Origin of the sequence: Haloarcula sp. CGMCC 1.2071, assembly GCF_037078445.1 — an archaeon.
Classification (GTDB): Archaea; Halobacteriota; Halobacteria; order Halobacteriales; family Haloarculaceae; genus Haloarcula; species Haloarcula amylolytica.
This window is the reverse complement of sequence record NZ_JAYMGY010000020.1, coordinates 1-25,990: the sequence shown is the minus strand read 5'-3', so window position 1 is coordinate 25,990 and position 25,990 is coordinate 1. Positions and strand designations below refer to the sequence as shown.

Below are 25,990 nucleotides of genomic sequence, written 5' to 3'. Positions count from 1 at the left end.
AGTCAATCAAGTGCGAAACAGTGGTTACGACGCTTCAGACACCACTACAACCACGAACGACCGAACCAAGCACTCGATGGACGAACGCCAGCTGAGGTCATCCAGAACTAGACAGTGCCCCCGACGCAGTTGTGACAGGACTACGAGGTGTGGACGATAATCCCGTCTGACTGGATTTTAAGCGTAATTTGGTCGACTTGGAGTGTGAATACTTTCCGATGGTGACCGTCCGGGTCGTACCGCATCGCCGTGGTGACGACGGTAGCTGCCTTCAGCTCCTTGAGTCGACGGTACACCGTCGGTCGTGAGCAGTCACAGGCCGCGACGATATCACGCGCTGGCATGGGGCCATCTTGCAAAGCAGTCACAATCTGGCGGGTGTACTGGTCTTCCAGACACGACAGTAGTTCGTCGGCCGTCGGTCCGGCGTGCATTTCGTCGGAGCCCGACGATGATCGCGTGGTGGCACTTGTCATTAGGCCGCACGCTCCCGTCCGACGGAAAGGAATGCATCGGTCATGAGGCCGCCGGCCGCAGCAACCACGTTGATGACATTACACAGTATCCAGATTCCGGCAACACCGACGGCGGCAACACCGATTGCCTCTGGGAGGGTTGAGACGGCGTACTGTCCGAACTGGTAGTTTGCTCCTGGATCGTCGTAGACGAAAGGGGCGGCCAACAGCGTGCCGACTAGCGCGGTGCCGGTGATAGTGACGACGAAAGCCACTATCCCGTAGACGAATTTCAGGAGGACTACCGCTACGCTCGTCCAAGTGGTCGGTTCAGTGGCAAAACGCCACACTGCCGCAAGATAGCCGTCATCGGAGTCAAGTGTCTCTCGTGGCGATAGAGGGGTTGCCACTTCTTGATCCAGCAAGACCGTTGCGAGGCGAGCTTCCAGTCCGGCTGCTCCCGTCGTGGCGACGAGCGTCACGAGCAAGACCGGAAGGCCCACCAGTGTGAATGCCAACCCGAGGCCGAGGGAGGACCCTGTGGTGAATGCAACAAAGTAAGCCACCCCCAGCGGGAACGCGAGCAGGAGGTAGAGCAGTCGCTTGTACGTCGCTGTACGAACCGGTGCGGTGACGAACTGTTGGAGCGTGTCACCTGCAGTCGTTTCCATCATCTGTCTCACGGGTAGACAGAGGTCCGAATAGATGGTATATACACACTGACGGCTGTCGGTTGGACAGCTGTGGGAAAGATTTATTAACTAGAACTGAACGTCCGGTAGATGGCAAGCAGACCAATAGTGTGTGAGAGTGTTGCGCCCAGCAGGGCCTGTGCGTCAGTCAGCGGCAGTAGTGGGGTAACTACCTCGACGACGAGGAACGGAACAACAGCGATAGCCACGATACCGATTGCCAACCCACGCATCACCGGACTGTCGTTGCGTCGGTAGCCGCGGAAAGCCAACGACGCGACGATGATACCGAGCAGTGCAGTCCCGGCTGCACCAACCGTGGCGAGGGTATCTAGCACAGTCATCGGTCCCCCTGATAGATTACTGCGAGGATAACGAGCAATCCCATTGCTTCGACCGCGGTGGTTGATAAAACGCGTACTGGAGTAGTTACAGTGATAATATTCCCTGCAGTGAGACGGAGGAGCATTGGCGCTGGAGCCAGCAGGAACATCCCGATGGCCAGTAGTAGAATGGGCCTGGAACGCGACTGGAGATATCCCTGCAGGAATCGATATGTAACGAGCACGGCGAGCACTGTCGCCACAAGAAAGGTAATCAGCGCCGCAATGCTGGTCACCGTTGCACCACCTTCCACAGTCACTTGCAGCGGTATGTGGTTATTGCAGATCATCCGGTAAATTCCTCGTATAGGCGTGTAAAGCGGTCGGAAGGCGGTTCACGGCGGTCGACATCAATCTCGACGCCCGAGTTCGTAAATTCGATTTCGACCCGTTCCAACCGGGCCGAATACGTTTTGTAGTGGTGGCCATCGGGGTCAAGCTCCTGATGAGCGATGAGGAGGTCTCGGTCTTGTAGCCGGTCCACGAGGCGATACACTGTCGAGTCATCGGCCCCACAGCAGTTGCTCAGCGCCTCAACCGACTGAGACTCCTCTCTTGTCTCGACCAGTATCGTCCGGACGTTCTCATCATCGAGGAGCGTGAGGAGCTCCTCGTCCGGCTCGCCGGCCGGCTCCATCAAAATGTGGTTGTGCCGCCCGGGGTATTAATTACAGTCCTGCGTCTCAGACATTGCAGTCCCCCGATATCTTTAGACGGCGGCTTTCCAAAGTATGCCTGTGCCCGCGTCGTTACCTTCCCTCCGATCTATCGTTGTCACGCCGTTGCAACCTCGGACCTACCTCCATCTCCTCTATCTCGGGCTGGCTTTTCCCTTCGGGATAGCGTACTTTGTCATCCTCGTTACGGGGTTTTCGATTGCAGTGCCGCTGACTGTCCTTATTATTGGCATACCGTTGTTCATCGTGACATTACTTATTGTTCGAGGACTGGGTGCCGTTGAGCGTTTGCTCGCCAATGTCTTACTCAGTACTGACATCGCCGCGCCAACGTATCCGTTCCGGGACGGCAGTGTGCTAGGCCGCCTGCGAGCGCTCATAGTGAACCGTCGAACGTGGGCCGAGTGTGGCTATCTCCTATTGAAATTTCCCGTCGGTATCGGTGCTTTCGTGTTCCTCGTGACTGGACTGACAATGTCGATTACATTGCTTGCCACACCGGTGTTCTACGACGAACCCGGCTTGCGCGTCGGTATCTTTCCCGCTGACCCGGTCACGCTTGCGCCGTCACTGTCAATTCCGTGGGGCAACGTGCTAGTTGGTGCGGAGTTCGTAGTCACAGTCAGTGAGTGGGCTGTCGACTCGTTGGCTGACGCGCTCTTGTTCTCGGCCATCGGCGCCGTCCTGTTTCTGCTAACGCTGAATATCGTCAACCTCGTGGCGTGGCTATCTCGTCGGTATACACGCGCCCTTTTGGGAGATCCAGCCGCGGTGTTGGATTGGCTCTCGAGCCTCTAGACGGCACTTGGCTCTAGCTCAGTTGACTGCTCTGTTGCGTAGCGGCGTTAGTCAAAGTAGTCAGATTTGAGTTGGGCCCTCAGGGGTTGTGCCGGTGGTCTAAAGATCGGTGTCACTTCAGCGTCGCTCAGAGGGCACTATTTAACACAGCCGACAGAATGCTTCCTGATCAGTGGGCATTCTATATTGACTACTGGTGAAACTGTGCTGGTTTTGTATGAAAGGTTGGTATCTTCACGTACTCTTTCACTTTGCCGGGCATCAGCACTCACCTGTCTTCTTCATTGTCACACCACCTCCGCACGGCGCTGAGCCCCCAGTTGCGCATACTTAACACGCAGGTGTAGTGAACGGATAGTTCATCTCGATTGCAGCGAAAGGAATACGATTCGTATCGTTCTATGATATCCTCGGTCGTAACAAAAGTATAGCTGTCCGAGTGCGAAGCCAGCCAACTCTTCAACAATGCCGGAGACACAGAACGGCGGGTTACAGTATCATTTGCCATACAGTCTGGACTCCGCTCAAAGGCAGGCGCTGTCGTACTCATGATTTCCTCTGGCTCCGAGGGAGACACAAAACCTCAGCTGTTCACCGGTCGGTCATGGACGTCGAACACGAATCGTATCGTAGCCAAATTGCACTCCCATCTACGAGAACAGACGTTTTCGACCGCACAGGTGAGACTACACGACGCGATATGCGAATAGCGCAGCCAAACACTCAATAATCGGGTTATCCAACAGACGAGTATGGCTACTATCGAAATTGACGAAGAGGTGTATGAGGCGCTCCAGATTCCTGAGGGAGAGCGGCCGCAGGCAATGAAACAAGAATTAGCTGTCTCGCTTTACGCACGTGATATCCTTTCGTTCGGGAAAGCGCGTGCATTGGCAGAACTGTCCCACCGAGAGTTCCAAGCGTTACTCGGAGACCGCGAAATCCCACGCCATTACACCGACACTGAACTTGCCGAAGACCTCGACTATGCCGAATAGCGAGCTTGTAGTCTCGGACACGTCACCGCTGCTGAATCTTGCACTTATCGACCAACTCACCCTTCTCAAATCGCAGTTTTCGAGCATCACCATTCCACGTCAGGTGTGGGACGAACTCACTGATGGAGAGGCAGGTGTAGACGCGCTTCGCTCGTTGCGTGACGATGAGTTCCTGACGATCACCGAGGTCGAACAGTCGCACCTCTTCACTGAAATCTTCCACGAACTGGATCTCGGGGAAACAGCTGCTATTTGTCATGCCATCGAGCACGATGCTGACCTCATCCTTTTGGATGAAAAAGACGGTCGACAGGTCGCTCGGAGACACAACCTGACGGTAACGGGAGTCATCGGGATACTACTCCGCGGAGCCAATGCTGGAGACATTGAATTAAAATACGAACTTGACGCCCTTCGTGACACTGGCTTCTGGATCTCCGATGAGCTTTACTCAAAAGTCCTTTCTGAAGCAACGGAATAGTCACCGCTCCCACGGGAAGAAGCCATTCCGCTCGCGATAGGCACCGATCTGGTCCTGAAACGCTTGTTCCTGGAAGTCTGGCTCGTCGCCGTGGATGTCCTCGGGTGAGACGCCGTCGGGAAGATGCTCATAGCCCGTGACATCCTCCGTGTCATCCTCTTGGTCGGGCTCGTGTCGGTGCTGTCCACACTCTCTACAGGTCCAGACCATGCGGTCACAATGCGGATGGCACTCGAAGCCATCGAGTCCGTGAGATTCGTGTCCCGTCACGGCGCCACACTGGCGACAGTAGAACCCGATTCCGACTATCTCCGGTTCGGCTCTTGCCTGATGGCGCTTCACAACGCCGGGAACAAGCCAGTACGTGCCGTCGTCCTGTCGGAACTCATCCGTGAGCTGCTGGAACTCCGAGCGGTCGGTGACTGGCGACCCGTCCTCGAGATAGATCCGTGGCTGGACGTCGTCTCCATCCCCGCCCCAGTTGGTCTGTTCGTCGGCTGTCTCCAAGAGCGCCTGTCCGGATTCCTCGTCGAGCGTGGTTTCGGTCGGCAGGTCGGGCCAGCCCTGCGTGAGAGTGGCGGCTGGCTCGGTCCCGAAGGCTGCTCGACACTTCACGGTTCCATGAGAGACACCCTCACCGCTCGCGATGCTATCAGACACGGAGAAGGCCGCAGCGCCGAGGGCTCGTGCATGGAAGTCAGTGTTCGCTTCGACGAGTGCAAGTACTACCTGACCGAACGTCCACTCCCCAAGTGGACTACTACCTTGATTGTCGGAAGGTATCTCTGAGACGCCGGTTTGAGCGCAGAACGGACACTGGCGTTCATCCCGTGGGATATCCTGGCCACAGGTCCGACAGGTGCGAGCATCATCCTCTGTACGGTCGGGATACTTGGTGGATTCGAGGACTTGTTCCCGTCCGTTCCCTCTCGTGTCAGGATCGGAACTCGCTGCGCCGCGGATATCAGCGGGATCGTACTCAGGATTCCGGTCAGTCACACGCTTGGTTGCGTTCGTCATGGCATTTAAACTCCAGCCCCGAGGGAAGCACAAACCGACAGAGACCGAAACTGGACGAGTTGGCTACTCGTCCCTGTGTTGTCCACCACTGTGTGGCGTCATCACGCTGATCGGCGGCAATATTTATACAGACGACACGGAAGAGGTTGTGAGCATGACCTGCCCGGTTACTCGTTGATTATCTTGATGAGGACATCTTCTGTGACGAGAGTGAAGTCAGTGATGACTGGTGAAAGCACCCACAAAAACGTTGACTTTGAGTAGAATAATCGGTTTTCATGGGCTCAGAATCGACTCATCTCAGAGTCCATTTTCAGTATGGGACTCATTTATGTCTGTTTCGCCTGTCGCTTCCGGAGCATGAAGACACCGAACGTGTGTCTCTCGAACCTCTTCGAGTGACGGATGGTGTTCCTGACAGGATTGTGTCACGGCCGGACAACGTGGATGGAATGGGCAGCCTTCCGGTCTATCTGCTGGGTCAGGAGGAGCACCGTGAAGCGGCACTGGCGGGGGATCTCGTGGGTCATCACTCGGAATCGCACGGATTAACGCTTCAGTATAGGGATGGGTTGGGGACTGGAACAGGTCGCCTGCTTGCCCGACTTCGACGAGTTCGCCAGCATACATTACCGCGACCCTATCAGCGAGGAACCTGACGACATTGAGGTCATGGGAGATAAACACGTAGCCGACACCGAACTGCTGTTGTATGTCTGCGAGAAGTGAAAGAACTCTCGCCTGTGTGGCCATGTCGAGTCCGGAGACTGGCTCATCGAGTACGATTATATCGGGGTCGTGTGCAATCGCTCGGGCGAGAGCGACGCGCTGTATTTCGCCGCCGGAGAGTTCCCGGGGATACCGGTCAGCGATTGCTGGCGCGAGATCAACACTGCACAACAGCTCAGCGACCTCGTCTGGACCGGTGTCATGTAGGGAAGCCGAGGTGGCGTCGCTACTGGCTTCAGCAATTGATCGACCGATGGGCCACCGGGGGTCAAAGCTTCCCCGGGCGTGTTGAAACACGACGCCGACTCGCCGCCGTTGCGCGGTGGAACGCTCTGAGAGCTCACCGACGCGCGTTCCATCGAGACGAACTTGCCCATCGTCCGGGGTGAGCTGCCCGGTGATGAGTTTCGCGAGTGTTGATTTCCCGCAGCCACTCTCACCAACAAGTCCCAGTGTTTCGCCTCGTTGGACGGCTAAGGATACATCACAGACCGCTTTCGCCGGTGAGTCGCTGCTACGCAACCGACCGAGGACGGATCGTGTCGATGAAAACGCTTTCGAGACGTTTTGTACTTCGACCACAGGAGTACCAGACTGCACATCATCTGGAGTTTGGTTACGCTGTGTCATTCTGTTGTCCTCCGTTAGCTGCCGGAATCTCCTGCTGTTCGGACACGAACTTGGCTTCAGAGAACGGTGCTTCGACGCAGGCGAGTCGGTGGTCCGACGCGGCCTCAGTCGTCGGAATCGGCCCAGAGCGACACGTTTCGGTCACATACTGGCAGCGGTCGGCAAACGGACAGCCCTCGTGGCTGCTGCTGGGGTCTCGTGGACGTGCCATGGCGGACTGGACTTGCTTGTCAGCGTCGCTGTTTCGGACCGAACACGAAAGGAGTGCTCTCGTGTACGGATGTTCCGGTGCGGTCAGTATTCGCTCGACGGGACCGGCCTCCATTACCTGTCCGTCATAGAGTACCACGACACGGTCACATGTCTGTGCAATCACACCGATATCATGGGAGATAAGCAGTATGCCGATATTCTGCTCGTCACGTAACGAGCGCAATCGACTGAGAATATCTGCCTGTGTGGTTGTGTCAAGTGCTGTTGTTGGCTCGTCGGCAACCAGCAACGCGGGTTCACTGGCCAGTGCAATGGCGAGGACTGCTCGTTGCCGGAGGCCACCAGAAAATTCGTGTGGGAATGACGATACATTTGCTTCCGGGTTCGGGATGCCTACTTGGTCCAGCAACTCGATAGCGCGCTCCCGTGCGTTCTCCCACGCTGACCGGTCACGGAACGGTGACACACCGAGGAAATCTAGCAGACGTTGTGTCTCGCTCGATTCGTGTACCCGAACCGATTCTGCGATCTGCTCGCCGACCGAAAACACAGGGTTCAAGCTTTCCGTCGGGTCCTGAAAGACCATCGAGAGCTTATTTCCACGTAGTCGACGCAGTGTCGCTTCAGTGGCAGTTGTTAGCTCTCTTTCAGCAAAGGTAATGGATCCGCCAACGATGTTTCCCGGGTCTTCAAGTCGGCAAATTGATCTGGCAGTAACAGACTTGCCGCTCCCACTTTCACCGAGTATACCGACAATTTCGCCCCGGTCGACGGTGAACGACACCCCGTTGACCGCGTCGACAGTCCCGTGATCAGTGTCGAAACGAGTCTGTAAGTTCTCGACGCGAAGCAGTGGTTCACTCATTGCTACAGTTCCTCCATCTGGGCTGTCTGCGTAGGTGAAAGCATATCTCGAAGGCTGTCTCCGAGAAGATTGAAGCCGAGCACGGTGAGCATGATACAAAGGCCCGGAGCGTTGACAAGCCACCACGCCTGTCTGAGATAGCTGCGTCCGGATGCAAGCATTGTCCCCCATTCAGGTGTAGGTGGCTGTGCGCCCAGCCCAAGGAATGAAAGTCCCGCTGTGCCGAGAATGACGCTGCCGATGTCAAGCGTTGCCAGAACGACAACTGGTGCAACGACGTTCGGGAGTAAGTGGCGGGTTGCGATGTGCGTTCGTGACCGGCCGAGCAATCGTGCGGCGCTTACAAACTCACGCTCTCGAAGCGAGAGTACGTTACTCCGAACTAACCGTGCGTACGATGCCCAACCAACGACCGACAGTGCAAGCATCACGTTCACCAGACTCGGCCCCAGAATCCCGGCGATGACAAGTGCGAGGACGATTCCAGGGAACGCAAGCAGTGTATCGACAAGTCGCATCAGCGTCTCATCAATCCAGCCACCGGCGTAGCCGGCGAGGAGGCCGACTGCCGTCCCCATAATAAGTCGTACAGTGGTTACAGCGACGGCGATACCGAGCGAGAATCGCGCACCATGAAGGAGTCTTGTCAGTACGTCTCTACCCAGCTGGTCGGTCCCGAACGGATGAGACAGTGACGGAGATTCAAGCCTGTTCGAAAGGTCCTGTTCGACTGGATCGTAGGGCGAAACAACTGGTCCAAGTGCCGCAAGGACGAGCAACGTGAGCACAACTCCGATTCCGAATTGTCCGAGGCGGTCCGTTGCGAGTCCGTCAGTTCCCCTCGGTTGCTTGGTGGCTTCCTGCTGCTTTCTTCTGTCGGCTGTTCGGTCGCTCATGTGTGCTCACCTCCGAGGTCGATTCGTGGGTCAAGTCGGCTATACGTCAGGTCGACTGCAAAGTTCACCAAGACAAAGATGACGCCGATTAGCAGTGTTACGCCCTGTACGACCGGGTAGTCACGAGCAAAGATTGCATCAACGAGTAACGTCCCCAAGCCCGGCCGTTGAAACACTACTTCGATAACAACTGCGCCGTTAAGGACGTAACTCAACTGCAAACCTATAATCGTCACGACGGGCACAAGCGCGTTCCGGAGCGCGTGTTTATAGACGAGAATCCGTTCGCGCAACCCTTTCGATCTGGCGGCCTGGATGTACGCGTCATCCAGAACATCAAGCATCGCTGTTCGAACCAGTCGCGCGATAACCGCAGCCATTCCAGAGCCAAGCGTCAGTGAGGGGAGAACCAGATATTTCGGTCCAGCCGCGCCGGCCACCGGAAGGAGGTTGAGACGGAGCGCACAGACGATAATAAGCAGATACCCAAGCCAGAAGTTCGGCATTGAGACTCCAATTAGCGAGCCGATCTGTGCGGCGTAGTCAATCCGGCTCCCCGGATTACTCGCGCTGGCAATTCCGGCCGGGAGAGCTATTACAAGCGCGACGAGCATCGATGCAACAGCGAGTGCGATTGTATTCGGCAACCGTTGGACAATCATATCAGAGACAGACCGGTCGCTGTAGTACGATTGACCGAGGTCGCCTTGCAGTGCGTTCCCCATCCAGCGGGCATACTGGACTATAAATGGGTCGTCAAGCCCATTTTCAGCTCGAAACTGATCGACTGCATCCTGAGATGGTGCCTGTCCACCCATCTGTTGGGTCAGAATCGTTCGCGCCGGATCCCCCGGTGTGACGAAGACCAGCCCGTACGTGAGCAGCGACACGCCCAGCAGAACGATTGCCATCGTCAGCAGTCGTTTGCAGAGTCCCGCCCCAGTCATCGCCGCTGTGTGACCTCCTCCAGATGATAACAGGATTCGATGGGATGGGGCTGGTATCCCTCGACGTCGGCACGAGTCCCGATGACGTTTGCGTAGTAGGTGAGCCAGCCGAGAGGGAGGTCACGTTGCATACGCCGCTGGACCGCTGCGTATCGCTCGAACCGCTCGTCACGGTCGGCTGTCCGCCTAGCTGCTTCGAGGTGCCGATCGACCGCTTCGCTCTCGTAGCCACTGAACATCGTCGCCGTCTCCGAATGAACGAGGTCAGACAGTCGGTCCGGGTCAGGATACCATAACACTGAACTCGACCACAGAACGGTATCGAACTCCCCGTTTGTTGCTTGCTCTTTGATTGTCGAGGACTCCATGACTGAAATATCGACATCGAAGCCAACCGCCTGAAGCTGTGTCTGTATCACTTCGGCAATCGTGGGCAGCAGTGGACGGGTATTGTACGTCCAGATCGACACCGAGAGTGTGTCACCGTCACGGGTACGGGTGTCCCCATCCGGTTCCCATCCCGCTTCAGTGAGGAGCCTCCGTGCCTTATCAGGCGAGTATTCATACGGTTCGAGCTCTGCGGCCCACTCCGTTACATCCGCTGGGAACGGACCGATCGCTTTCGACCCCAGCCCATTCAGCAACGAATCAACGATGTGGTCCCGGTCGATAGCATACATTACCGCGCGACGGACTTTTCTGTCCGCAAACGGTGCAGAGTCGAGGTCGAACACAAGGTATCGGGCTCGCGGAATCTTGTACGTGTGAGCAGTGAGATCGGGACTGGATGCAAGTGTATCCGCTGCCTTGTTCGGAAGAATACGTGCCATATCCAGTTCCCCGTTTTCGAGCTTTAGCCGCCGAGTCTGGTCGTCAGTGATGCCTTCGTAGATTAGTGTCTCGATGTGTGCGGTCGACCCGTGGTAGTCCGGGGTAGCGGTCGTTGTGATTGTCGAGCTTGGCTCCCAGTTTTCGAATTGAAACGGACCAGTACCGATCGGCTCAGTGATTGACCCATCGTTGGCGATTGCAGACGGTGAAACAGGGCAGGTAATCCCACGGGTACAGTGTGCTGGCAGTGGTGAGAACGGAACTGTAGTTTGAATTATAATCGTCCGGTCAGCAGCGGCTTCGACTGATTCGACCGGGACTGCAGCCATCGAACTTGATTCGAATGCTCGTGTGAGCGACGGGAGCACAGTTTCTGCGGTCACCTCAGTCCCGTCGTGGAATGTGACTCCTTCACGGAGTGTGAACTCCCACGTCCTGTCGTTGACCATGTGCCAGTCAGTGGCCAAGCCCGGTGACACAGTCGCGTCGTAATCGACGGTAAGCAGTGGCTCAAGCACATTGAGGCGTCGCCAGAGCCAGCCGTTTGCCACGGGATCTATCGCATCCGGCGTCCACGGTGAGCCAACCCTGAACGTGTCATCGTCTACGCTTTCGCCGCTTTGTAGCCAATACCCACTGAGGCCTGAAATACCGGCTGCAGCTGCAAACAATGTCTGTCGTCGCGTGAATTTATACATACGATATCACACACTGTATCCATCTCATTCGATTTCTCGTCGATACCATCTGGCCTATTACCGCAGAATCACTGGCTGGTGGCGGTTGGCATATCGGCCCCAGATGGCGAATCCAGCCAGTACCAGACCGGGAACGCAGGAACCCTACGCTCACGCCATCCCTGTTCATTGTTCTCGCGTGAGTCCGGACCATTCGATCATGTTGTCTACCGGGTGGCTGTCGATACCGGAGACATCCGCCCGCCGGCCGAAGACAGACTCATTGTAGTACAGTGGGATGACCGCTCCGGTATCGACCACGCGCCGCTGGACTTCACCGTAGTAGTCCCGTTTTGCCTCCAGATTTTCTGCCCGGTATCCCTGCTCGATGAGGCGGTCGACTTCTGGGCCAGGATTGTAGATGCCGGTGCCGTCTTGTTTGTAGCGTTTCCGATTGTCACTGCCTTCGGAGTGGAACATTGCCCGAATAAGATAGTCACAGGCAGCGCTATTCGATCCGAAACCGACGAGCGTCAGGTTCGCTTCGCCCGTGGTGAACCTATCGTTGAACGATGCCGGATCGATCTGTCGAATCTCGCTTGTGACGCCTATCTCTTTGAACCAACCGGAAAGCGTCTGTGCGATCGTTCTATCGTCGGCATTTTTGCTATTGATCAGAACCGATAGCGTTTCGCCGTCGTATCTGGACGCCTCAACGAGGTCCCGTGCCCGATCTAGGTCTGGCCCGTAGGTCGGGAGTTCATCGTGAATTGACCATGGAATAGTAGACGAAATCGGTCCATGTGCTGGCTTGCCAATATCGTTGAGAACATTCTCGACGATCTGGCTCTGGTCGACAGCCCAGTTGAGTGCCTTTCGAAGTTGCTCGTCATCGGTCGGCGACCGATACAGATTGACTGCGACGAGCCCAGCCTCAGGTGTGAGATACGTGTTTATCCCCATCTCCGAAGCCTCGACAAGCGCCGTAGCCCGGCTTTTCGGGATTTGTTGTGCGATATCGACTGAACCTTTTTCAAGAGACAGCACGCGCGTGTTGGGATCCTTGATCCACTCAAAAGTGAGTTCTGTGGGAGTAGCTGTCCCGTCTCGATAGTCAGCAAACGGCGTAAGCGTGATTGACTGTCCTGCCGTGACTTCATCGACCTCAAACGGGCCTGTCCCAGTCGGCGTCTCGTTTTCATCAGGGTGTTGAATGCCGAAATACTGGTGTGAGATTGTGCCAGGAAACGCGGGGAAGGGGTCCGTTGTCTCGAACCGAACAGTGGTGTCATCTACTGCCGTGACGCCGTCAGACGTGACACCAATCCAGCCCGGGACCCACGACCACTGCTCAAAAACACGGTCAAAGGAGCGGACAACCGCGTCGGCTGTCAGCGGGTCTCCGTTGTGGAATGTGACATTATTGCGTAAGGAAAACTCCCACGTCGTCTCGTCGACGGCCTCCCATTCTGTGGCAAGCAGCGGCGCGGTTTCCATCTCCGCTGTGGTGTCAACGAGCGGTTCAAACACATGCGTATAATACGGTGTGATACCGTTGTAGACATCCCACTTTTGCCGTGTTGGATCTCGCGCCAACGCAACAGTAAATGAATCCTCAGAATCGGCCTTTGAGGAACTACAGCCTGCAATCAGGCCAGCAGCTCCAGCCACAGCACCGCCCAGCAGTTCCCGTCTCGAACAGTGTTTAGGCATTAGCACTCACCTCACTGCCGACAGAAGAATATGACCTCACGGAGCTGCTTGCCGGAAGGTATTGTATAAATCTCGACATCATGTGAGATACGGTAGGGACGCTAATAAAACAATTATGGTTTAGTTAACTAAAACAAAGTTTCACAAGAAACACTCCTGTCCCGAAATACTCCATAGTATGCAACTTCAGGAGATCTTTTGCAGTTTCTGGGGGAACTAACTACAACCGATCGCCGATTCACACTCTTCCATTGATGATATCAGCAACCCGCTGTCGGTCGAATAACTGGTGCTCGGTGGGAACGTCGCCGACAGACCCAGGCCACTCGCCAAACTCATCCGGGTACAACTGCATCGCAACTGCCTCCGCCGAAAATAGGTCAATGATCGGTCCCATATTCGTCCCAGCCGACCGAACGAAGTTCTCGTTTTGGACTGCAGTCAACTCACTCAACGTTTCGTGATTCTTGGCTGCCTGAAGGGTTTGCTGGAAGGACTCGTTATTTTCCGTCGTCAGATTATCGATGAGTGCAATGTATTCCGGGTCGACATCGAGGAGTTTCTCGTAACCGATCTCTTTGTATCGGACGTAGGTGTCCCCTTTGAACGCACTGTTGACGCCCAGTTTACGAAAGGTTCTGGTGTCGTTTCGGAATGCATCGATCTCTGCCGCCCGCAGGCTTTTGCCTTCAATATCGAAATCGATGATAAATGCGCCGACAGTCGGTTTGTCATCAGGCAGACGAGACTGTATCTCGGCAAACACCTCGTCTTTGAGATCGACCCATGCATCGTACCGTTCTTGCCGCTGGAAGATTTTTGCTGCTTTCTCGACAGCTTCGTACAGTGTGTAGTACGGATGGCGTTCGTATGGGAAGCGGATCATCGATCCCAGTATCGGACCGACATTGTGCTCTATCTCTTCAAGATCGTCATCGTTCCACCCCGAGTACCGCTTGAGAATCCGCGGGTCCATCAGGTGTACGTCAGCATCAACCTCGTAGAACACTTCCTTGTCGAATTCCGAATCATTGGAATCCAAAAGAGTCTCTACGGAACCCAGATCGACAGCAACGTCAGGAAGTGCTTTGTAGTATTTCAGCTGCTCTTCCTCAAGAGACATCATTGCAGATGGCTTGATACCCAATGCCATCGCAATATCCATCCAAGCTCCGGGAAAACTTGCATAGGTTTCGGGCACTGAGTCAAACGTATGGGTCCCGGCTGGTTTGACTGTCACTTCGTACGGTGTTGGATCGTCAGCTTCTGTCATTGACTCTTCACCAGATGGGGACGTAGGAGTGGTGTCATCCGACGACGAGTCGTCGGTGGTACCGAGACAACCGGCAACTATCCCGCCGCCAACGATACTACAGCCAGCTTTCAGAATTTCCCTCCGACGTTGACAGCAGTCCAAGATATCTTTATTCTGCATACTTTAGGCTGGCCTAAAAACTACTTATATATTATGATTTGCGGACAGTCCCGCTGGAATCAAGCCAACCAGTTGATTATGTGTAATAAATGAATCTAAATATCATGGTGAATGCTCCCTTGGCGACGGCATTTATAATCACGCTTTCAAGTTTTCAGCCGCCACTTATCGGCTTAACCTCAATTGTTTCGAGGGAATCGGCTTTCGCGGTTTCATTCACGCGCCGAAGTCGATCTGCGGTCCCCACGGCGTGGGCTGTGAGGTTTGGGAACTGCGCTTCGCTGGATACTGGGTGCTGTTCTCCGGTCTGCTTGCCGTTGGTAGTCTTCGATGCCATGGGTACTGTCGGGACGCTCTCACTGGACCGCCCCGCACCCGACTGGGGGCCAAAAAATGGGTCTTGGTCTATGATATCAGCCACTGAATATAGTTTCTTCACCTGTGGAGACGAGTGAAACAGCTGCAAGGTAGACCTGCGAATTTAGCACGTCACCCACTGGCTATTTACTCTTCTAACCCAACCTTCCGAACACGATGTATCCCGCCTTACAAATTGGTCTTGAGGGGTCGGGAAGTCCCACCGATTTCCTTCTAGCGGTGGTGATTTTGTTCGGTGCATTCGTCGTTGTCTTCCTGATTGGCAGGCTATTTGATAGCGTTTTTTGACGCTGCGAATATTGGCATTTCGCAAACAGCTAGCTGGTCGCTGTCTCCCCTGTACTGACCACTCCTGTCTGGGAATAGAATTACGCTTGCACAGACTCTAGTCGCCGAATTTTCTGCGCCCCAGCGGGGTGAGGGGCGTCCCAGAGAGGGCGTGCCGCCTGTCATTCATGGCTACTACAGAATCCCGTAGCGACGCCAGCAGCATCGACGAGAGCGAACTGGAGGAGGCTGACCCGAACAACCGGACCGTTCGGGCGCTGACCGAAGTCATGACCGTGTTGGACTCGATTGGTCGGGCACGGAACGCCGACGACCTCTTCCTAGTCAACTCCGGGTCCGGTTCAGAGTACCTTGTTGACACTCAAACAGGGAGTTGCGAGTGCAAGTGGAAGCAGTACAACCCCGACAAGGAGTGCAAGCACCAGAAGCGAGTCGCCTTCGCCACCGGCAAGAGACCGATCCCGCAGTGGGTTGATGACGACGCTCTCGACGACCAGTTCGGGCTACACGTCGACGGCGAACCCCGCAAGGCAGTCGCTGACGGCGGAGTCATGCAGGTCCGGTTCGACGACGGCGGCGTCACGAACCCAACTGAGGACCCCTTGGCTGTCACCTCCGAGGATGAACCGCGTACGAAACGAGCGAAGCAGGAGGACATGGATGTCTCTTTTCTCGCAAAGCCCGGTCGCTACGAGGTTCATTCGGCGTCGGATAGCCGGTACGAGGTGGATGTGCTTGAGGAGACGTGCAGTTGTCCCGATGAGGCCGAGCGATGCAAACACCGTCGCCGGGTCGAGATCGAGATCGACGCCCAGCGAGTCCCCCGCCCGGATGGAAAACTGCCAGACGCCTAACCGGGGGCCGCAGTGTGTTTTCTGCCCCTCCGGTCAGGTGAGAGGATGTCTCGAAATATGTCTTCACAAACCGTCCAGACAGCGTTGTCTGCAGCTACGCCGGGCTGTCCCGAGTGTGGCGGCGAACTCGACAGCACCGGGCGAGAAACGAACTGCGAGGACTGTGGCCTGGTGACCGAGCAAGACCAGATCGACCGCAGGCCGGAGTGGCGGACGTACGACAAGGAGGAACAGAAACGGACGGGCGCACCCCGAACAGCCACTCGGCATGACCAAGGCCTGTCGACGAACATCGGCTCGGTTGAGAGTGCAGACATCTCTCCGAGACGGCGTCGACGGCTTGCTCGCCAGTGACGACTCCATGGCCGGTCGAAGTTCACCAGCAAGCGCGACCGGAATCTCGCTCACGGGCTCGGTGAAATCCGACGCATCGCGAGTGCGCTGTCTGAGAGTAAGGTGGTGAAAGAACAGGCAGCCACGCTCTTCCGGGAGGCTCAGGACGAGGACCTCCTAATCGGACGGTCGATTGAGGGCGGTGCAGCGGCCGCTGTATACGCTGCCTGCCGATGCAACGGCCTCGTGACGATGGAGACGGTAGCCGATGTTGCCCGGTGTTCTGCATCGCACGTCTGGAACTGCTACCGGACGTTCTTGGTGGAACTCGATCTCCCAATCCCAGTGTCGCTCCCGGTGGACTGGGTGGCGCGGATTTGTTCAGACCTTCCATTCAACGTTTCCCCGGAGATTCGCCAGCGGGCGCTCGAACTCGCAGAGCAGGCGACCGAGTCCACTGAGGTCAACGGGCGATCAGACGGTGTCGCAGCCGGCGCTCTATATCTCGCTGGTCAGGAGTCAGACATCCGGCTCACACAAGCGACGATCTGCGAGCCACTGGATGTACATATTACCACGGCCCGTCAGTGGTTCCAAGAGATCGAGGAGCATATCGTTGAATGAATTCTCGCGACGGACTATGGCTACTGTCTATGTGTTTTTACAGAAACGGAATTAAATCCGCACCGAATAACCTACACCATCGCTACGCCTTATCCGTCAGCATAGAATTCGTCGAAAAGGTCCGAGACGCGCTGTGCTATTTCATCTCGAATCGCACGGACCTGCTCCATGTCCTGCCCGTCCGGGTCGTCCAGCGCCCAATCGCGGACATCGACAGTCTCGGCGTCGAGTTCGAGTGTTGAACAACCCATCGTGGCGACTACGTCACAGGATTCGAGTTCCTTGGTCGAGACCTCCTGTGGTGTCCGGTCCGAGAGATCGATGTCAAGTTCGCCCATGACAGTGACGACTTCCTCGTGAACGTGGTCAGCAGGGTGTGTCCCACCGGTGAGAATCTTAGTGCTATTTTCAAGACCCCGCCGCTCACGTTCACGCTCTGCGAAGGCTGTCGACATCTGACTGCGGCCAGCGTTTTGTACACAAACAAATCCAAATTTCATCGTTGAGTCAGCGGACATAGATACTCCATTTACCTTGTCTATCAAGAGTTCTCGTATGTGACCTATATTGACCTCTGTATTTTTCGATAGTTCGTGGAGTCATTTTCGAGACCCATCGAGTGCGACCAACAATGCACTCGCCCGTGGTGTCGTCCGATATTTCCGCCACTTTCCGTCTTTCCGTCGACTCAGGAGTCCGGCGTCGGTGAGCTGGGAGAGCGCGTGACTGATAGCGCTGTCACTCACATCTAGCAGTGGTGAAAACTCACAGACACAGAGCTCCCCATCGGCCATATGCAAAATCCGGACGATTTTGTATCGTGTCTCATTGGCGAGTGCGGACAGCACACTCACATCTGATTCAAGATCCGGACCGCCCGCAGCTGCGTCAAGTTCTTCTAATTCAGCGAGCCGCTGGGCCGCTTCCTCGTCGCCACAGCCACCTCGCTCATCGGAGAGATACCGCTGTAGCCGCTCGGTTGATGACATACGCACAGATTGAGTAGACAGTAAAGTAAGTGTTGCGTAGTGGGTACTGTATAATTTGACTGTGGAATTCTAAACAATTTAGTAATGACTCAGATTAGCCCGAACCATTGAGTACGGTGGTGCGCTCCGACAGTGCCACTTGGTACAACCAATAGCGTCGGTCACAGCGACGACTCACGAGCGGTGTCACTGCTGATGTCTACGTACGAGTGGATGAACTACGAGCGTGTCGAGTCGGTTTCGGGCACGATGTCGGTCTCAGAGAGTCTCTCCAGAGCGAACTAGCCGACACCTCGATGGTACATTATGGTTCTAGCTGGCGGAACAGATCTCAGGAACACAGCGAGAACGGCCACGGAGAATACCGCCACTTCGACGGGCAAGCGACGGTCGTCATCGGCGACTCATGGGTGATCGATAGCTTCGTGGGCTGACCAAAGGGTTGAAGTACATATGAACAAACTCTAAATTGAAGCCGGTAGGATAGGAGTGAAGATACAGAACTCAATTCGAACATCTTGACTGTTCGATTGAACGATCTACAAAACTATGACTGAACTCACCCTGTACGAAGAAGCGATGTGTTGTTCCACAGGCGTCTGTGGACCGGACCCCGACGACGAACTCGTCGAGGTTAGCGCCGCCCTCGATCAACTCGAAGACGAGTTCGATGTCGATGTGTCGCGAGCGAATATGCAACACAACATCGAGCAGTTCCTCGAAACCCAGCGAATCGCTGACCTAGTCGAAGAGCACGGCCCGTCGATTCTCCCGATCACGGTCGTTGACGACGAGATCGTCGCCAAAGAGGCGTATCTCTCGTACGACGATCTTGCATCGACTATCGAGAACTCCGCCGACCCGCAGGAAGCGTAGATGGCTACCACACAAACACCAGCCGAAGAAGTTGTCGAGCCGAATAGCGAAGAGACAGAGTTCGTATTCTTCAGCGGGAAGGGCGGCGTCGGCAAGAGCACTGTCAGCTGTGCCACGGCGACGTGGCTGGCCGACAACGACTACGAGACACTGTTGGTAACAACGGATCCAGCCCCGAACCTCTCGGACATTTTCGAGCAGGACATCGGCCACGAGGTAACCACAATCGACGATATCGATAACCTCTCTGCCATCGAAATCGATCCCGACACCGCGGCTGAAGAGTACCGACAGGAGACCATCGAGCCGATGCGACAACTGCTCGACGACGAACAAATCGAGACGGTCGAAGAGCAACTCAACAGCCCGTGTGTCGAGGAAATTGCGGCATTCGACAATTTCGTCGATTTCATGGATAGCCCCGAGTACGACGTGGTCGTCTTCGACACGGCGCCGACCGGCCACACGATTCGGCTGATGGAGCTCCCCTCGGACTGGAACGCCGAACTCGAGAAGGGCGGCTCGACCTGTATCGGTCCCGCCGCCTCCATGGAGGACAAGAAGGCCCAGTACGAGCGAGCCATTGACACCCTGCAGAACGAACAACGGACGACTTTCGCGTTCGTCGGCAAGCCAGAGGATTCCTCACTCGAAGAGATCGAACGCAGTGCGTCGGACCTCGGCGAACTGGGCATCGAATCCCAGTTCCTCGTGATCAACGGGTACCTCCCCGAGTCGGTCTGTGAGGACCCCTTCTTCGAGGGGAAACGCGAGGACGAACAGGCAGTCATTGAACGAGCACAGACCGAGTTCGACGCTGATGCGATGGCGACGTATCCGCTCCAGCCCGGTGAAATCGCCGGACTGGAGCTGCTGTCGGACGTAGGTGGTGTCATCTACGATGGCAACGAGCCTACTGTGGACGTGGGCGCGGCTACTGATGTCGATTCGGGCCACTCCGTCGATATCGATACGCTAGCCGACCCGGAATCGGTCGCCGACCAACTCCAGCCGGGAGATGGTACGCGGTACCTGTTCTTCACCGGGAAAGGCGGTGTCGGCAAGAGTACCGTGGCCGCAACGTCGGCAACGAAACTCGCCGAAGCTGGCTACGAGACGCTGGTCGTGACGACCGACCCAGCTGCCCACCTGGAGGATATCTTCGGCGAAACTGTCGGTCACGAGCCGACGTCGGTGAGTCAATCGAACCTCGACGCAGCACGAATCGACCAAGAGAAAGCCCTCGAAGAGTACCGAACGCAGGTGCTGGACCACGTCCACGAGATGTACGAGGACAAGGATGACACCGAGCTAGATGTCGAAGCTGCGATCGCGAACGTCGAGGAAGAGCTCGAATCGCCGTGCGCTGAGGAGATGGCCGCACTGGAGAAGTTCGTGAGCTACTTCCAGAAAGATGGCTACGATATCGTAGTCTTCGACACCGCTCCGACGGGCCATACGCTTCGCTTGCTGGAGTTGCCGTCGGACTGGAAGGGGTTCATGGACCTGGGCTCGCTGACGAAGGGGGCCGCACCGGCAAAGGGCGACCAGTACGACGAGGTCATCGAGACGATGCAAGACCCCGACCGGAGTTCGTTCGCGTTCGTCATGTATCCCGAGTTCACGCCCATGATGGAGGCCTACCGAGCGGCCGAGGACCTCAAAGACCAGGTCGGTATCGAGACGGCCTTCGTCGTCGCGAACTATCTCCTGCCCGAGGAATACGGTGACAATGCCTTCTTCGCGAATCGGCGGGCTCAGCAGGAAAAGTATCTCGGGGAGATCAAGGACAATTTCGAGACCCCGATGATGCTCGCGCCGCTGCGCCGGGACGAGCCGGTCGGGCTGGACGAACTGCGCGCCTTCGGTGACGAGATTACCGGCCTCTCGGAACTCACGAAGAAACAGGAGGTGAGGATGTCATGAGTGAGCTCCAGTTCGAGGAGCAAGCCGTCGAAGACAAGTTCCAAACGTTCATACAGACACTCACAGACTCCGAGACATATCGCGAATTCGCCGAGGCGAGCGAAGCACTTGATGAGGACTCGGAAGCTACAGCGTTACTCCACGAATTTGACCAGAAACAGGAACAGATGCAACAGGGTGAGTTCGACCAGTCGGTGATGAGCGAACTGCAGGACCTCAAATCGGAGATGGCAGATAACGACACTATCCAGCGACACCGCGAAGCACGAGAAGCGCTCGTCGAACTCTTGCAGGGTACCAACGAGGTAATAACTGAGCAAATCGGTCGGAAATTCGCTCAGTCAACTGGGGGTGGCTGCTGTTGAGTATCACTGACGAAGACGTGCTGGAAGCGGCCGAAGCACTGGGGGAGGAACTAACGCAGAAACAATCCGAAGCGACCGATTCTGAGTTTGAGACGATACTAGAGGAATGTAGCAAGGCGATCAGTGAGGAGACCGGAATCAAGTACGACGATGCCTGTGACACCGGCGGCTGCTGTTAAGAACTGACAGCGATATCGGTAGTTCTTCGTATCATATTTCGCGCTTTTAGACTGAATCCTAACCAACTCAACCTACAAAGTTTTCAATCGGGGTTTAGATCATGTCAGATTAGACGTATTGAAGACACACATCAAAATCCATTCTCTGAGGTTGTATGCGTGTGTGCTTACACATGATGCCTCAGTGCTTGAAATCCACAGAATCAAACACCGGTGGGGTGCTTACACAGCTGACGACGACTGACCGTCGCTTGTTCGCTTTGGAAGGTCGAGATCGCCGAGGGCAGCGTGTTGGCGGAGAACACAGAGATGCGGGCAGACGGTCGTCGCCTGGAAGACTTCGCAGCTGCACCAGCCGGCGTGGGTCCCGTTGGGATGCTCGGCCAGCGAGCAGTTCACAGGACACTCGCCGTCGACGGAGACGAGAAACAGGTCCGGGCGACCGCCCTTCGTTACATCGACATCGGCATCGAGGGCAGCGTTCCACGTTGCTGACCGGTCGTCACGAATCCGTTGGAAGTCAAGATCGCGGGTGCCGCTGGGCTGGCGGGATATCCACTGGTCTGGGGGCGAACACTCGCTAGTCGTGGTGGGGGACTCAGCTGTTTTCATGATGAGTCCTCGTACTAACACGTATATTCTCAAACCGCAAAAAGTTGCTATAGAGGCGATACAGAGCGTATTTTGTGTTTCTCTAGTGGCTGAGAGAATCCAACAATGAGTAGTGGATACCGACGAGGGAACACCGGGCCGAAAAAGCTGAAGTGGCGCTGGAAAGATGAGACTGACAATCGGTCGCTACCCCAATCGTGGGCCGACAACGGTCGCACAGAATCTCCCGAGGAGAACGAAGTGCATCTGTACGCAATCCAGTGTCGGGCTGGACCCTTACTTGAGTGGCTGGTCAATACACGAACAGGGAAGCTACTCAGGGGCCCGCTGAGCGAGAAGCCGGGAATTCGTGTTCTGTACGTTACCGCCGACGGTGAGTATGCAGTCCTGAAAGAGTCCGAAGCCCGCGAAATTGACGATAGTTGGAAGCCACCCAAGCAGTTCGCCAGTATCATCGCGAAGGACATAGAGGGGGCTGATCCTGTTCCAGACTCCAGTCAGGATTACTACCGGCGCTCGGTCGAAGACCTGTACGACCCGTCATAGCCGTTATAACGGTTCGTTGCTCATGGCAGCGATTGAAATGACCGCTTAGTAAGTATGTTTACTACATGATATATTGTCTTTGATTAATTACTGTGACTACTTGAATGAAAAGCCATTCTGCAGACTTCAACGTATTATTTGGTAATACCCTAATACCTCTAGAAAATGTAAGGAAGGTGTTAAGCTTCTGAACAAGGTCTGTTTCCAGCTTAGCTTAGCGAAAATTTCTGCAGGAGAATCTAAGACTGCCGGTACTCAATAGAGAACAAGACACCTAAATGGTATTTTCTATCGGATGGATAGATGCGATGATATTATTATCGTAGGGTAGTGAGAGTAATAATACTAATAAAAAGCCAACGACTGATATGAAACTTCGTACCCAAATTAGTATTCTCTTAATAGTTTTTGCTGTCCTCCTGTCTGGGATCGTCTTTGCAGGGTTTCAGTTGAACAAAGAGTCAGTTACTGATCGACAACTGGATGAGACAACCCAGCATAGCGAGAGGATTGCAGCAGGACTTGATACCAGGTTGAAGGGACTAAAGCGAACTGTTCGTCTCCAGGCGACAAATCCAGCTATCGCTGCACACGGTACCCCACAACAGCACTATGCGCTGAAAACGATGGTGAACGAGACTATGTTCAATGGGGTTTCAGTTATCCATCGAAACGGAACGATGACCGGGATAGCAGCGGGGCTTGATCCAGAAACACGGTCTGAGCTAATTGGCTCCGATTTTAGTGACCGGCACTACTTTCAGCGAGCTCGTAATGGCGAAACCTATATTAGTACACCTGTAGTCGCCGATTCTGGTAATTATATTGTTACGATAAGTACACCAATCTATCGAGATGGGACCGTTGTCGGGACACTCAATGCTGCACTTCACCTCCAGGATAGTTCGATTTTTAGAATGGCTTCAAAAACCGCTAACCGCGATAGCAGTGTTTTCATTCGAACACAGGCAGGAAATCAGATCTATAACCAGTCCGCTCAGCTCGGCTCAGATCCGGTCACAGCGAATGCTACTGTCAACGAGACTGGTTGGATTGTTCAGGTACAAACAAGCCGAGACGTTCTCGCCGGAGACCTCCGGACGGTTACTATTTATCAGCTTGGTGGGATTGGGCTAGTTCTGGCTCTCATCGGTGGGTTCGGATCTATTTTGTATACACAGATACTGAGGTACCACAGACAACTGGTTCGCGGATTTGAAGCACTGCAACGGCAAGAATACGGGCAGCAAGTAGCTGAAGAGGCAACTGGTGACTGGGGACAGATATTCACTGCATTTAATGAGTTGAGTCAAACACTTGCGGAGTATGAGGAAGAGCGTGTCAAGCACAGAAATGAGCTCCAACAGGAACGAGATCGGTTCCGAAGGCTATTTCAGAGCATCCCGGAACCAGCCGTTGTAGTTGAGTATACTGGCAACAAAACACTCATACATAATGTAAACGAGGCGTTTGAGGAGACGTTTGGATATGAGGCATCCAATGCAGTTGGTGGAGACATCAATGACTTCATTGTTCCTGACGGAAGCCTTGAAGAAGCGGAAAGTATTGACCAACTATCATCCTCTGGCAAACAGGTTACCCACGAAGTCCGTCGAGAGGCGGCTGATGGAAAGCGTGACTTTTTGTTACGGTCTACACCGGCTGTAGACGGCGAAGACGAGGTGTATTTCGGCGTGTATATCGATATTACGGACCGCAAGCAGCAGGAACGGGAACTCACCGAGACTAACAGCGTCTTGTCTTCGGTTCTTGAAAATATGCCAGTCGGGATTCTGATTGAAGATGCTGATCGAACAATCACGACAGCGAACAAAAAGTTACTTGACATTTTAGATGTGTCTCTGACCCCCAGTGGACTCATCGGCTGCGAGTACGCTGAAATAGCGGAGACTCTGAAGACACAGTTCGCTGATCCAGATCAATTCAATGAAAGGGTCAATAAAATACATTCTACGCGAGATGCTGTTTTCGATGAAGAACTGCTGATGGCAGATGGCCGCATTTTAGCTCGGAGCTACGTGTCGTACTCGCTGCCAGATGGAACGGGAAACATTTGGCTGTATCGGGACATCACAAAAAATCGGCAGCGTGAGCGCAAATTACGTGAAACGCTGGAAAAGACGCAGAAACTCATTCAGGCCGAAAGCATCGATGAAGCTGCCACAATTGCGGTCGAGATTGCTAATCAGACACTGTCGTTTCCCCTTAGCAGTGTCCATCTTGAACGAAAGGACGGTGAACTTGAACCTGCAGCCATAACCGATGCATTCGAGGAGGGTGTAGGAGACACACCGGTATACCAGCGGACCGCAGATAACAGTTCGATAGACAAACTGGTTTGGGATGTGTATACTTCAGGAGAAACGCGGGTTCTTACTGATACTGGGGCAGAGATACCAGAGACAATCAGTGGTATGCCCTCTAGTGGTGGGATTATTCAACCAATGACGAATCACGGCGTATTGGTTACACTTGGTGACTCACCTAATAGATTCGATGAATTCGATCAGTATCTCGTTGAACTGCTTGGGGCAATTCTAGCCACGACACTTGACCGTATCAATCAGAAGCAACAGATCGAATCACAGCGAGATAATTTGGACCTTCTCAATCAAATTGTTCGGCATGACATCAGGAACGATCTACAGATCCTGCTCGGCCGCCTTGATTTACTCGCAGAGCAGGCTAACGACGCTCAGTCGGAACACGTCAACGCTGCGTTGAGATGTGCGGAAAACGCAGTTGAATTGACCCAGTCGGCACGGGAACTGTCCGAGGTACTGCTTCAGAATGGGACTGATAGCAAATCGATTTCACTTAATCGTGTTGTTCGACAGCAGATTGAAGAAATACGCTCAGCAAAGACAGATGCGGAAATTACGATTGATGGGTCGATTCCGGACGTTATGATTAGAGCCAACGAAATGTTTGATTCAGTCATTCGCAATCTTCTCAAAAACGCGATCCAACATAATGACAAACAAGACCCTGAAATAACAATTTCGGCGATAGATCAGAAAGAATACGTACAACTACGTATCGCAGACAACGGTCCGGGCGTCCGAGATGCACAGAAAGAGTCGATATTTGGGAAGGGTGAAAAAGAATTAGAAAGCAGCGGGACTGGCATTGGACTGTATCTCGTGAGCACACTGATTGAGAGCTATGGCGGAGATGTATGGGTTGAAGACAACAATCCTAGAGGAGCAGTCTTTGTGATTGAACTGGTAAAGGATAGCTAGCAGCAGACATTACTACCGGCGGGAGGTTGAGGACCTGTATGACGTGGAGTGAAAACAGCGATTTCATACCAATCTGCTCATATATGTAATATTGTAACCGCGAATATGCACGACCTGACAGCATTTCAACGAGACTTATTGTTCGTAGTCGCTGGAAAATCCAAACCCGCTGGTGTCGCAATCAAAGACGAAATTGAAGAACGCTCTTGCGTAGTAGATTGTTGATAGCGAGAGCTGCGGCTGAAAGTCGAAGAGGGCAAGGGCACCGCGCCAGCGGTGCCCGATATGTTCCCAATAAGTCGATTCGTGTCGGAATC

At 54.6% G+C, this 25,990-nt stretch carries 28 protein-coding genes and 2 pseudogenes; 13 read left to right on the top strand and 17 right to left on the bottom strand.

Features of this window, described 5'->3' with window-relative positions; genetic code table 11:
* On the top strand, positions 1–111 hold a 111-nt coding region (locus VI234_RS19275), incomplete at its 5' end, for an integrase core domain-containing protein (RefSeq protein WP_336330960.1).
* Between the two features lie 29 nt (positions 112–140).
* Here VI234_RS19275 and VI234_RS19270 read toward each other — a convergent pair.
* The 5 genes from VI234_RS19270 to VI234_RS19250 form a co-directional block, all read right to left on the bottom strand.
* Positions 141–476, bottom strand: a complete 336-nt coding sequence (locus tag VI234_RS19270) for a winged helix-turn-helix domain-containing protein (RefSeq protein ID WP_008308568.1) — start codon at positions 474–476, stop codon at positions 141–143.
* Entirely contained in the window at positions 476–1,126 is a 651-nt protein-coding gene (locus tag VI234_RS19265; RefSeq protein WP_336330958.1) for a sensor domain-containing protein, read from the bottom strand. The genes VI234_RS19270 and VI234_RS19265 overlap by 1 nt, the downstream gene beginning before the upstream one ends.
* 86 nt (positions 1,127–1,212) lie before the next feature.
* Complete coding sequence (locus VI234_RS19260; RefSeq protein ID WP_004966836.1) at positions 1,213–1,491, bottom strand: DUF7521 family protein; 279 nt, start codon at positions 1,489–1,491, stop codon at positions 1,213–1,215.
* On the bottom strand, positions 1,488–1,766 hold the full coding sequence (locus VI234_RS19255; protein WP_229380461.1) for a hypothetical protein: 279 nt from the start codon (positions 1,764–1,766) through the stop codon (positions 1,488–1,490). The genes VI234_RS19260 and VI234_RS19255 overlap by 4 nt, the downstream gene beginning before the upstream one ends.
* 50 nt (positions 1,767–1,816) lie before the next feature.
* Positions 1,817–2,167, bottom strand: coding sequence for a hypothetical protein (locus VI234_RS19250; RefSeq protein WP_008308573.1), 351 nt, complete (start codon positions 2,165–2,167; stop codon positions 1,817–1,819).
* 94 nt (positions 2,168–2,261) lie between these two features.
* Between VI234_RS19250 and VI234_RS19245 the strand changes: the two genes are divergently transcribed.
* The 3 genes from VI234_RS19245 to VI234_RS19235 all read left to right on the top strand — a co-directional run bounded on the left by VI234_RS19245 (position 2,262) and on the right by VI234_RS19235 (position 4,484).
* Entirely contained in the window at positions 2,262–3,005 is a 744-nt protein-coding gene (locus VI234_RS19245) for a sensor domain-containing protein (protein WP_008308575.1), read from the top strand.
* Between the two features lie 752 nt (positions 3,006–3,757).
* Positions 3,758–4,003: a UPF0175 family protein gene (locus tag VI234_RS19240; protein WP_336330957.1), complete on the top strand. Its 246-nt coding sequence runs from the start codon at positions 3,758–3,760 to the stop codon at positions 4,001–4,003.
* Complete coding sequence (locus tag VI234_RS19235; RefSeq protein WP_336330956.1) at positions 3,993–4,484, top strand: DUF3368 domain-containing protein; 492 nt, start codon at positions 3,993–3,995, stop codon at positions 4,482–4,484. Before VI234_RS19240 ends, VI234_RS19235 begins: the two co-directional genes overlap by 11 nt.
* Here VI234_RS19235 and VI234_RS19230 read toward each other — a convergent pair whose 3' ends face one another.
* The 9 genes from VI234_RS19230 to VI234_RS19180 all read right to left on the bottom strand — a co-directional run bounded on the left by VI234_RS19230 (position 4,485) and on the right by VI234_RS19180 (position 14,777).
* Complete coding sequence (locus tag VI234_RS19230) at positions 4,485–5,504, bottom strand: hypothetical protein (protein ID WP_336330955.1); 1,020 nt, start codon at positions 5,502–5,504, stop codon at positions 4,485–4,487. It abuts the gene before it with no gap.
* Positions 5,505–5,804: 300 nt separating this feature from the next.
* The gene (locus tag VI234_RS21385) at positions 5,805–6,863 is read right to left on the bottom strand and encodes an oligopeptide/dipeptide ABC transporter ATP-binding protein (RefSeq protein ID WP_442905039.1); all 1,059 of its coding nucleotides are present in this window, start codon (positions 6,861–6,863) and stop codon (positions 5,805–5,807) included.
* Entirely contained in the window at positions 6,850–7,941 is a 1,092-nt protein-coding gene (locus VI234_RS19210) for an ABC transporter ATP-binding protein (RefSeq protein WP_336330954.1), read from the bottom strand. Before VI234_RS19210 ends, VI234_RS21385 begins: the two co-directional genes overlap by 14 nt.
* A 2-nt stretch (positions 7,942–7,943) precedes the next feature.
* Complete coding sequence (gene nikC / locus VI234_RS19205) at positions 7,944–8,837, bottom strand: nickel transporter permease (protein WP_008308590.1); 894 nt, start codon at positions 8,835–8,837, stop codon at positions 7,944–7,946.
* Complete coding sequence (gene nikB, locus VI234_RS19200; protein WP_336330953.1) at positions 8,834–9,784, bottom strand: nickel ABC transporter permease; 951 nt, start codon at positions 9,782–9,784, stop codon at positions 8,834–8,836. Before nikB ends, nikC begins: the two co-directional genes overlap by 4 nt.
* Entirely contained in the window at positions 9,781–11,313 is a 1,533-nt protein-coding gene (locus tag VI234_RS19195; RefSeq protein WP_049942850.1) for an ABC transporter substrate-binding protein, read from the bottom strand. Before VI234_RS19195 ends, nikB begins: the two co-directional genes overlap by 4 nt.
* A gap of 165 nt (positions 11,314–11,478) precedes the next feature.
* A complete protein-coding gene (locus VI234_RS19190) occupies positions 11,479–12,789 on the bottom strand; it encodes an ABC transporter substrate-binding protein (RefSeq protein ID WP_442905040.1) in 1,311 nt (436 codons plus the stop codon).
* 454 nt (positions 12,790–13,243) lie between these two features.
* Entirely contained in the window at positions 13,244–14,440 is a 1,197-nt protein-coding gene (locus VI234_RS19185) for an ABC transporter substrate-binding protein (RefSeq protein WP_049942851.1), read from the bottom strand.
* A 154-nt stretch (positions 14,441–14,594) separates the two neighbouring features.
* Positions 14,595–14,777 carry a hypothetical protein gene (locus VI234_RS19180; protein WP_152418437.1) on the bottom strand — a complete coding sequence of 61 codons (183 nt, stop codon included), beginning with the start codon at positions 14,775–14,777 and terminating at the stop codon, positions 14,595–14,597.
* A gap of 496 nt (positions 14,778–15,273) precedes the next feature.
* On the opposite strand from VI234_RS19180, the gene VI234_RS19175 reads away from it, so the two are divergent.
* Both VI234_RS19175 and VI234_RS19170 read left to right on the top strand, forming a co-directional pair.
* Positions 15,274–15,960 (top strand): hypothetical protein, encoded by a 687-nt coding sequence (locus VI234_RS19175; RefSeq protein WP_336330951.1) that lies wholly within the window; start codon positions 15,274–15,276, stop codon positions 15,958–15,960.
* 57 nt (positions 15,961–16,017) lie between these two features.
* Positions 16,018–16,917 (top strand): annotated as a pseudogene (locus VI234_RS19170) (transcription initiation factor IIB).
* 89 nt (positions 16,918–17,006) lie between these two features.
* On the opposite strand, the gene VI234_RS19165 reads toward VI234_RS19170, so the two are convergent.
* Both VI234_RS19165 and VI234_RS19160 read right to left on the bottom strand, forming a co-directional pair.
* The gene (locus VI234_RS19165) at positions 17,007–17,435 is read right to left on the bottom strand and encodes a low molecular weight phosphatase family protein (protein ID WP_336330950.1); all 429 of its coding nucleotides are present in this window, start codon (positions 17,433–17,435) and stop codon (positions 17,007–17,009) included.
* Positions 17,436–17,516: 81 nt separating this feature from the next.
* The gene (locus tag VI234_RS19160; RefSeq protein WP_007188973.1) at positions 17,517–17,906 is read right to left on the bottom strand and encodes an ArsR/SmtB family transcription factor; all 390 of its coding nucleotides are present in this window, start codon (positions 17,904–17,906) and stop codon (positions 17,517–17,519) included.
* 549 nt (positions 17,907–18,455) lie between these two features.
* Here VI234_RS19160 and arsD point away from each other — a divergent pair.
* Genes arsD through hcsS form a run of 4 tightly spaced genes read left to right on the top strand, consistent with a single transcriptional unit; the run spans position 18,456 to position 21,252 of the window.
* The gene (gene arsD, locus VI234_RS19155; RefSeq protein WP_008308603.1) at positions 18,456–18,782 is read left to right on the top strand and encodes an arsenite efflux transporter metallochaperone ArsD; all 327 of its coding nucleotides are present in this window, start codon (positions 18,456–18,458) and stop codon (positions 18,780–18,782) included.
* Positions 18,783–20,708 carry an arsenical pump-driving ATPase gene (gene arsA / locus VI234_RS19150; protein ID WP_008308605.1) on the top strand — a complete coding sequence of 642 codons (1,926 nt, stop codon included), beginning with the start codon at positions 18,783–18,785 and terminating at the stop codon, positions 20,706–20,708.
* The gene (gene hcsL / locus VI234_RS19145; RefSeq protein WP_008308606.1) at positions 20,705–21,073 is read left to right on the top strand and encodes a halo-CC-star protein HcsL; all 369 of its coding nucleotides are present in this window, start codon (positions 20,705–20,707) and stop codon (positions 21,071–21,073) included. The genes arsA and hcsL overlap by 4 nt, the downstream gene beginning before the upstream one ends.
* Positions 21,070–21,252 carry a halo-CC-star protein HcsS gene (hcsS, locus tag VI234_RS19140; protein WP_008308608.1) on the top strand — a complete coding sequence of 61 codons (183 nt, stop codon included), beginning with the start codon at positions 21,070–21,072 and terminating at the stop codon, positions 21,250–21,252. Before hcsL ends, hcsS begins: the two co-directional genes overlap by 4 nt.
* A 222-nt stretch (positions 21,253–21,474) precedes the next feature.
* Here the strand turns inward: hcsS and VI234_RS19135 are convergent, their stop codons facing one another.
* A complete protein-coding gene (locus VI234_RS19135; RefSeq protein WP_336330949.1) occupies positions 21,475–21,864 on the bottom strand; it encodes a hypothetical protein in 390 nt (129 codons plus the stop codon).
* A 105-nt stretch (positions 21,865–21,969) separates the two neighbouring features.
* Between VI234_RS19135 and VI234_RS19130 the strand changes: the two genes are divergently transcribed.
* The 3 genes and pseudogenes from VI234_RS19130 to VI234_RS19120 form a co-directional block, all read left to right on the top strand.
* Positions 21,970–22,410: a hypothetical protein gene (locus VI234_RS19130; protein ID WP_336330948.1), complete on the top strand. Its 441-nt coding sequence runs from the start codon at positions 21,970–21,972 to the stop codon at positions 22,408–22,410.
* A 368-nt stretch (positions 22,411–22,778) separates the two neighbouring features.
* Entirely contained in the window at positions 22,779–25,673 is a 2,895-nt protein-coding gene (locus tag VI234_RS19125) for a PAS domain S-box protein (protein ID WP_008313479.1), read from the top strand.
* Between the two features lie 105 nt (positions 25,674–25,778).
* A pseudogene (locus tag VI234_RS19120) lies at positions 25,779–25,874 on the top strand (PadR family transcriptional regulator); the annotation flags it as partial.
* Between the last annotated feature and the right edge of the window lie 116 nt (positions 25,875–25,990).